General features: G+C 71.8%; 2 protein-coding genes. Both read left to right on the top strand.

Annotated elements, in window-relative coordinates; genetic code table 11:
* The coding region (locus tag CR470_RS32360; RefSeq protein WP_143663920.1) for a non-ribosomal peptide synthetase at window positions 1-4,747 on the top strand (4,747 nt) is incomplete at its 5' end.
* The coding region (locus CR470_RS32355; protein ID WP_143663919.1) for a non-ribosomal peptide synthetase at window positions 4,744-9,333 on the top strand (4,590 nt) is incomplete at its 3' end. The genes CR470_RS32360 and CR470_RS32355, both read left to right, overlap by 4 nt.

Here is a 9,333-nt window from a genome sequence, read left to right as displayed (position 1 = left end):
TCCGCGCAGTCCGCAGGAAGAGATTCTGTGTGGGTTGTTCGCCGAGGTGCTGGGGCTGGAGAGTGTCGCGGCCGACGCGAACTTCTTCGACCTCGGCGGTCACTCGCTGCTCGCCACCAAGCTGGTCAGCCGGGTGCGGTCCGTCTTCGAGGTCGAGGTGCCGATCCGCAGCCTCTTCGAGGAGCCGACCCCGGCCGACCTCGCCCGCCAGGTGCTCGTCGCCCGCAGCTCCCGCAGCACACTGCGCAAGGTGGCGCGGCCGGACGCGATCCCGCTGTCGTACGCCCAGCGCCGGCTCTGGTTCATCAACCGCTACGACAACCAGAGCTCCACGTACAACATGCCCATCGCGGTCCGGCTCTCCGGCACGCTCGACCGGGCGGCCCTGCAGGCCGCCCTCGGCGACCTGGTGGCCAGGCACGAGACGCTGCGCACGGTCTTCCCCGAGATCGGCGGTGTGCCGAGGCAGCTCGTCAAGGACGTCGCGGACGCGACCCCCGAGCTGATCGTCTCCGAGGTCACCGAAGAGGGACTCGCCGCCGCGCTCGCCGCACAGTCGCACCAGGGCTTCGACCTGGAGCACCTGCCGCCGCTGCGCGCCCACCTGTTCTCCGTCTCCGCCGACGAGCACGTCCTGTTGCTGCTGCTCCACCACATCGCGGGCGACGGCTGGTCGATGGGCCCGCTCGCCGACGACGTGTGCACCGCCTACACGGCGCGCTGCCGCGGCGGGGCCCCGCAGTGGCCGGCGCTGCCGGTCCAGTACGCGGACTACTCGCTCTGGCAGCACGAGACGCTCGGCGACGAGAACGACGCGGACAGCGCGATTTCCCGCCAACTCGCCTACTGGAGCCAGCAACTGGCTGACCTACCCGACCAGTTGGACATCCCCGCGGACCGGCAGCGGCCCGAGGCGTCCACCTTCGAAGGTGGGTCGATCATCTTCAGGATGGACCCGGACGTGCACCGCGGTCTCACCGCGCTCGCCCGGGAGAACGGCGCCAGCCTCTTCATGGTGCTCCAGGCCGGCCTCGCCACCCTGCTCAGCAGGCTCGGCGCGGGCGAGGACATCCCGATCGGCACCGCCATCGCGGGCCGCACCGACGAAGCGCTCACCGATCTGGTCGGCTTCTTCGTCAACACCCTGGTGCTGCGCACCGACACCTCGGGCAACCCCGACTTCCGGGAGCTGCTGGCCCGGGTGCGCTCCACGGACCTGGCCGCCTACGCCCACCAGGACATGCCCTTCGAGCGCCTCGTCGAGGTCCTCAACCCGGACCGGGCGACCAACCGCAACCCGCTGTTCCAGATCGCCATGGGCATGGAGAACAACGACCTGGACGAGTGGGACCTGCCCGGCCTCAAGGCCGCGCGCCACCAGGTGGAGATGAAGGTCGCCCGCCTCGACCTGCTGTTCAGCTTCCGCGAGCGGTACGGCGACGACGGCGAGTCCGACGGTCTGTACGGGTTCATCGAGTACAGCTCCGACCTCTTCGACCGCGACACGATCGAGGGCATGGCACGGCGCCTGGAGCGCGTACTGGCGTCGGTCATCGCCGACCCCGGCCGGCCCATCGACCGCATCGACATCCTGGAGCACGCCGAACGGCAGCAGGTGCTCGAGGAGTGGAACGACACCGCGACCGACGTGGCCCCCGCCACCGTGCCGCAGCTGTTCGCCGCCCAGGTGGCGAAGACCCCCGACGCACCCGCCCTGGAGTGCGAGGGCACCGTCCTGAGCTACGCCCAGCTGGACGCGCGCGCCGACGAGCTGGCGCGCCGTCTGGTCGCCCACGGGGTGGGTCCCGAGTGCGTCGTGGCGCTGTCGCTGCCCCGCTCCACCGAGCTGGTGACCGCGGTACTCGCCATCTTCAAGGCGGGCGCCGCCTACCTGGCCGTGGACCCGGGCTACCCGGCCGGGCGCATCACGTACATGCTCCAGGACGCCGCCCCCGCCCTGCTGATCACCGACACCGCGACGGCGGCCAGGCTCCCCGAGACCGAAGGTGTGCCCAGGCTGCTCCTGGACGACGCGTCGGCCGCGGTCGTGCCGGAAGGGACCGTCGTCGCCGGCCCGCCCGCACCGCAGAGCGCCGCCTACGTCATCTACACATCCGGCTCGACCGGCAGGCCCAAGGGCGTGCTGGTCTCCCACACGGGCGTCGCCAACCTCTCGGCGGCGCAGATCGAGACGTTCGACGTGGGGGCGGACTCCAAGGTCCTGCAGTTCTTCTCGTCCAGCTTCGACGGGGCGTTCTGGGAGATATGCATGGGCCTGCTGTCCGGAGCCACCCTGGTGATGGCGCCCTCCGAGCGGCTGCGCCCCGGCGCACCGCTGGCCGAGCTGATCGCCGAGCGCGGTGTCACCCATGTGACGCTGCCGCCGGTGGCCCTCTCGGCCATGCAGCCCGACAGCCTGCCCTCCATCACCCACCTGGGGGTGGCGGGCGAGGCCAGCTCGCGCGAGCTGGTCGCCACGTGGGCACAGGGCCGCCGCATGATCAACTCGTACGGTCCGAGCGAGGCGACGGTCTGCGCCACGATGAGCGAGGCGCTCACCGGTGAGCGGACCCCGCCGATCGGCCGCCCGATGTCCAACACCCGGGTGTACGTGCTGGACAGCGGTCTGCGTCCGGTCGCCCCCGGTGTGGTCGGCGAGCTCTACGTGGCCGGTGTGCACCTGGCCCGCGGCTATCTGGGCCGTCCCGACCTGACCGCGAGCCGGTTCTCCGCCGACCCGTTCGGGCCGCCGGGATCCCGGATGTACCGCACGGGCGACCTGGCGCGCTGGCTGCCGGACGGGCAGCTGGACTTCGCGGGCCGCGCCGACGAGCAGGTCAAGGTACGCGGCTTCCGGATCGAGCTGGGTGAGATCGAGTCCCTGCTCGCCGGCCACCCCGAGGTGGCGCAGGCCGCCGTGCTGGCCCGCGAGGACCGGCCGGGCGAGCGGCAGCTCGTGGGCTACGTCGTGCCGAGCGGCGCGGACGGCCGCGACGAGTCCCACGAGGAGACCCAGGTCGGCGACTGGCAGGCCATCTTCGAGGCGGAGTACGGCGAATCGGGCCCCGCGGCCTTCGGCGAGAACTTCGACGGCTGGAACAGCAGTTACGACGGCGGACCCATCCCGCTGGAGGAGATGCGCGAGTGGCGTGACGCCACCGTCGAGCGGATCCTGTCCCTGAAGCCCCGGCGCGTACTGGAACTCGGCGTCGGCAGCGGCCTGATCCTCGCCAAGGTCGCCCCGCACGTGGAGGCCTACTGGGGCACCGACTTCTCGGCGGAGGCCATCGCGGAGCTGAGCGCCCAGGTCGCCCGCGCCGAGGACGTGCGCGACAGGGTCGAGCTGCGCACCAGCGCCGCCCACGAGACGGAGGGGCTGCCCGCGGACTTCTTCGACCTGGTCGTGGTCAACTCCGTCGCCCAGTACTTCCCCGGCGCCGACTACCTGGTGGACGTGATCCGCCAGGCGATGGCGCTGATCGTGCCCGGCGGCGCCGTCTTCCTCGGCGACCTGCGCAACCTCTCGTCGCAGAAGCTCTTCCAGACCGCCGTCAGGACCGGCGCCCAGGAAGTGCCGCAGAACACGGCGACACTGCGCGGGAGCATCGAGCAGAGCGTCCTGCTGGAGAAGGAACTCCTGGTCGACCCGGAGCTCTTCCCCGCCCTGCACGGAGTCATCGACGAGCTGGCGGCCGCCGGCATCCACCTCAAGCGGGCCGTCCACCACAACGAGCTGAGCCGGCACCGCTACGACGTGGTGCTCCGCAAGGGCGCGGCGGACCCGCAGACGGCGGCGCGGCAGTCCGCGGCCGACGTCCCGGTGGTGCACTGGGGCACGGACGTGGCCGACCCGGCCGCGCTCGCCGACCGCCTCGCCGGGCTCAGGCCCGCGCGACTGCGCGTCAGCGGGGTGCCCAACGGCCGGCTGGCGCGGGAGATCGCCGCGGCCGGGGCCCTGGAGGCGGGCGAGTCGATCGACGCGGTGCTCGCCGTCTACAACGGCGGACGGGCGCTCCCCGACGACCTGGACCCGGAGGAGTTCCACGCGCTGGGCGCCGAGCTCGGCCTCCACGTGGACATCACCTGGAACGCCGGGTCGGTCGAAGACCTGGACGTCGTGTTCACCGATCCCGAGGCGGCACAGCCGCTCGCGGAGCCCTACGTGCCGGCCACCGCGACAGGCGCCCCGCTCACCTCGTACACGAACGCGCCCGCGGTGTCCCGCGCGGTGAGCGGACTCGTCCGCTCGCTCCGCACCTATCTGAGCGAGCGCCTCCCCGAGTACATGGTGCCCGCGGCGCTCATCACCCTGGACGCCCTGCCCGTCACACCCAACGGAAAGCTCGACCGCAAGGCACTGCCCGCACCCGACTTCGGGGCGGAGGCGGTGGGAAGGCCGCCCCGCACACGCGAGGAGAAGGTGCTCTGCGGGGTCTTCGCCGAAGTGCTCGGACTGGCGCAGGTCGGCGCCGACGGGAACTTCTTCGAGCTGGGCGGCGACAGCATCATCTCGATCCAACTGGTCAGCAGGGCCCGGGAAGCCGGGCTCGACATCACGGCGCAGGACGTCTTCGCCGCCAAGACCGTCGAGGAACTGGCCGCGGTGGCGCGCCACATCGACGTGGCGGATCCGGCGCACACCGAAGCGGAAGAACGCGTATCCGAGGACTCCGTCGATCTCTCCCTGTCCGGTCTCTCCGGCACGGACCTCGACTTCCTCGACGACGACCTGGGGGCAGACGCATGAGCAAGTCCGACATCGAGGCAGTACTGCCGCTGACGCCGCTGCAGGAGGGCCTGCTCTTCCACGCCCTCTACGACGCGCAGGGGCCCGACCTCTACACCACGCAGCTCTCCATCGACCTGCGCGGCACCCTGGACACGGCGACCCTGCGCACGGCGGCCGACGCCGTGCTGCGCAGACACGCCAACCTGCGCGTCGGGTTCCGGCACGAGAAGCTCGTCAAGCCGCTTCAGATCGTCCCCTCGACCGTGCGCCTGCCGTGGCGGGAGACCGACCTCACGGAGCTGGACGAGAGCGCGGCGCAGGCCGAGGCGGTGCGCATCGCCGACGCGGAGCGCAACCACCGCTTCGACCTCTCCCGGCCTCCGCTGCTGCGCTTCGTGGTGCTGCGGCTCGCCCCCGATCTGCACCGCCTGATCCTGACGAACCACCACATCCTGCTGGACGGCTGGTCCATCCCGCTGCTGATGCGTGAGCTCTTCACGCTGTACGCATCGGGCGGCGACCTGTCCGTGCTGCCTCCCGTCACCCCGTACCGCAACTACCTCGCCTGGCTCGCCAAGCGCGACAAGCCGGCGGCCGAGGCGGCCTGGCGCGAGGCGATGGACGGACTGGAGGGCCCGACGCTGCTCGGTCCCGCCGACCCCGGCCCGGCCACCGGCACCCCCGACCGGGTCCACGCCGACCTCTCCGAGGACGCCACATCGGCGCTCTCGCGGCTCGCCCGCGGCCATGGGCTGACCCTCAACACCCTGGTGCAGGGTGCCTGGGCGGTGCTGCTCAGCAGGCTCACCGGAAGCACCGACGTCACCTTCGGCGCGACGGTCTCGGGCCGACCGCCGGAGATCCGCGGCGTCGAGAACATGGTGGGCCTCTTCCTCAACACGCTGCCCGTCCGCGTCGGGCTGCGGCCCGCGGAGTCGCTGATCGGTCTGGTGACCCGGCTGCAGCAGGAGCAGACCCGGCTGCTGCCGCACCACCACCTCGGCCTCTCCGACGTGCAGAACCTCGCGGGGCAGGGTGAGCTCTTCGACACCCTCACGGTCTTCGAGAACTACCCCGTGGCCGAGGGCGCCGCCGTGATCCCCGGCACCGACCTGCGGGTCGTCGCGACCGACGGCACCGATGCCAGCCACTACCCCCTCACCTTCTTCGCCATCCCCGGCAAGCAGCTCCACCTGCGCCTGACGTACCGCCCCGACCTGTTCGGCCGGGACCAGGTGCAGACCATGCTGGACCGGCTGGTGCAGGCGCTGAGCACCCTCGTGGCCCAGCCCGAGCTGCCGGTCGCCCGGCTCGACCTGCTGGACGGCGCCGAGCGTCACCGGCTCGTCGAGGAGTGGAACGACACCCGCGCCGACGAGCCGAGGCTCGCCGGCGGCATCGAGCGGCGCTTCGCCGAGCAGGCCGCGGCGACCCCCGACGCCGTCGCCCTCGTCTCGGGGGAGGGCGAGCTGACGTACGCACAGCTGGACGCGCGCGCCAACCGTCTCGCACACCGGCTCATCGGGCTCGGCGTCGCCGCCGAGTCCCCCGTCGCCGTGCTCCAGGAGCGCTCCGCCGACCTGGTCGTCTCCACCCTCGCCGTGCTCAAGGCGGGCGGCGCCTATGTGCCCCTGGACGCACGGGCGCCCCGCTCGCGCCTGGAGCGGGTGCTCGAGGAGACCGGCGCTGCGGTACTGCTCACCGACACGTCCCTCAAGGGCAAGGAGCTGACCCACGGGGCACAGGCCCTCGTCGTCGGCGAGGACGATGTCACCCGGGGCCTGCCGGACACCGCCCCCGACGTCACGGCGCACCCCGAGCAGCTCGCCTACATCATGTACACGTCCGGTTCTTCGGGCATCCCCAAGGGCACCGCCGTCACCCATCGCGATGTGCTGGCCCTCGCCTACGACCGCTCCTTCCGCGGCGGGGCGCACGAGCGGGTGCTCGTGCACTCACCGCAGGCCTTCGACGCCTCCACCTACGAACTGTGGGTGCCGCTCCTCAACGGCGGCAGGACCATCGTGGCACCGCCCGGCGACCTCGACATCGCGACCCTGGAGCGGGTCGTCAAGGAGCACGGGGTCACCGGTCTGTGGATGACCGCGGGTCTCTTCAGGCTCACCGCCGAGGAGTCCCCGGGCTGCTTCGCCGACGTCCAGGAGGTCTGGACCGGAGGCGACGTCGTCCCCGCCGAGGCCGTGCGCCGCGTCATGGAGACCTGCCCGGGAACGGTCGTCGTGGACGGCTACGGACCGACCGAGACCACCACCTTCGCCACCCGCCACCGCATCGAGTCCGTGCACGAACTGCCCGCGCAGATCCCCATCGGGACCCCGCTGGACAACATGCGCGTCTACATCCTCGACGGCGGGCTGCGCCCCGTTCCCGCCGGGGTCGTGGGAGAGCTCTACATCGCGGGCGAAGGGCTCGCGCGCGGCTATCTGGGCCGTCCCGGCCTGACCGCCGAGCGGTTCGTCGCCGACCCGTACGGCCCCACGGGCAGCCGCATGTACCGCGCGGGCGACCTCGTGCGCCACACCGCCGAAGGCTCCGTCGAGTTCATCGGCCGCGCCGACGACCAGGTGAAGGTACGCGGCTTCCGCATCGAACTCGGTGAGATCGAGGCGGTCATCGCCGCGCACGCCGCCGTCGCCCAGGCCGCCGTCATCGTCCGCGAGGACCGCCCCGGCGACAAGCGGCTCGTCGCCTACGTGACCCCGCAGGCAGGGCAGTCGGCCGACACCGGCGAGCTGCGCGACCAGGTCGCCGCCGCACTCCCCGAGTACATGGTGCCCGCCGCCTTCGTCGAACTGGACGTACTGCCGCTGACCCCCAACGGCAAGCTCGACCGCAAGGCCCTGCCCGCACCCGATTTCGTCCTGGAGTCCGCGGGCCGCACCGCGCGCACGCCCCAGGAAGAGATCCTGTGCAGCCTGTTCGTCGAGGTCCTCGGCGTCCCCGGCGTCGGCATCGACGACAACTTCTTCGACCTGGGCGGCCACTCGCTGCTCGCCACCCGCCTGGTCAGCCGGGTACGTTCGGTCTTCGGCACCGAGCTGCAGATCCGCGCCGTCTTCGAGGAGCCGACCGTCGCGGGGCTCGCCGCGCGCATGAGCGAGGCGAAGAGCGAGACGCGGACCGCCCGTCCCGCCCTGGAACCCATGGAGCGGCCCGAGCTGATCCCGCTCTCCTTCTCCCAGCGCAGGCTCTGGTTCATCAACCGCTTCGACGGCCAGAGCGCCACGTACAACATGCCGCTGGCCATGCGGCTCACCGGTGACCTGGACCGTGCGGCGCTGCAGGCGGCTCTCGCCGACCTGGTGACCCGCCACGAGAGCCTGCGCACCGTCTTCCCCGAGACCGACGGCGTCCCCCACCAGGTCGTGCTCGACCCGGTCGCCGCCCGGCCCGTCGTCGACATCATCGACACCACGGAGGACCAGCTCCAGGACGTGCTGTCCGAAGCCGTCCAGCGCGGCATGGACCTCACCGTCGAACCGCCGCTGCACGTCTATCTGTTCGCGATCGGGCCGCAGGAGCACGTCCTGCTGCTCTCGCTGCACCACATCGCGGGCGACGGCTGGTCGATGGCCCCCCTCGCCCACGACTTCACCTCCGCCTACGCGGCGCGGCGGGCCGGCGGGGCGCCGGACTGGGCGCCGCTGCCGGTGCAGTACGCGGACTACGCCCTGTGGCAGCAGCAGGTGCTGGGCTCCGAGGAGGACCCGCAGAGCCCCATCTCCCAGCAGCTCGCCTACTGGAAGGAGCACCTCGCCGACCTCCCCGAGGAGCTGAGCCTGCCCACGGACCGGCCCCGCCCCGCCGAGTCCAGCTACCGCGGCGACATGTACTACTTCCGGTTCAGCCCCGAGCTCCACGGCAAGATCATCGCCGTGGCCCGGGAGAACCAGGCCAGCCTCTACATGGTGCTCCAGGCCGGACTCGCGGCGCTGCTCAGCAAGTTGGGCGCGGGCACGGACGTGCCGGTCGGCAGCATCATCGCGGGCCGCACCGACGACGCGGTCGACGAGCTCGTCGGCTTCTTCGTGAACATGCTCGTGCTGCGCACCGACACCTCGGGCGACCCCACCTTCCGCGAGCTCGTCGGCCGGGTGCGGGACGCGGGACTGGCCGCCTACGCCCACCAGGACGTGCCGTTCGAGCGGCTCGTCGAGGTGGTCAACCCGGCGCGGTCGCTCTCCAGGCACCCGCTGTTCCAGGTGGCACTCAACGTACAGAACGTCGCCGGCTACTCGGTCGAACTCCCCGGGCTGAGCATCGCCCCCGAGCGGGTCGGACTCGGCACCGCGCGCTTCGACCTCTCCTTCGGTTTCGCCGAGGAGCGCGATGAGGACGGCGCGCCGGCCGGCCTCCGCGGCGACCTGGAGTTCAGTCTCGACCTCTTCGACATGGAGACGGTCCAGGGACTGGTCGACAGGCTCGAACGGCTGCTGGATCAGGCGGTGGCGCAGCCGAGGCGTCGGGTGGGTGAGTTGGATGTGCTGGCGTCCGGTGAGCGTGAGCGGGTGTTGGAGGGGTGGAACGACACGGGTGCCGGTGAGGTGCCGGGTTCGGTTGTGGAGCAGTTCGAGGCGCAGGTG

This window comes from Streptomyces sp. rh34 (assembly GCF_002551245.1).
Lineage (GTDB): Bacteria > Actinomycetota > Actinomycetes > Streptomycetales > Streptomycetaceae > Streptomyces.
Note: the sequence above shows the minus strand (reverse complement) of the source record. Positions and strands in the feature narration are given on the sequence as shown.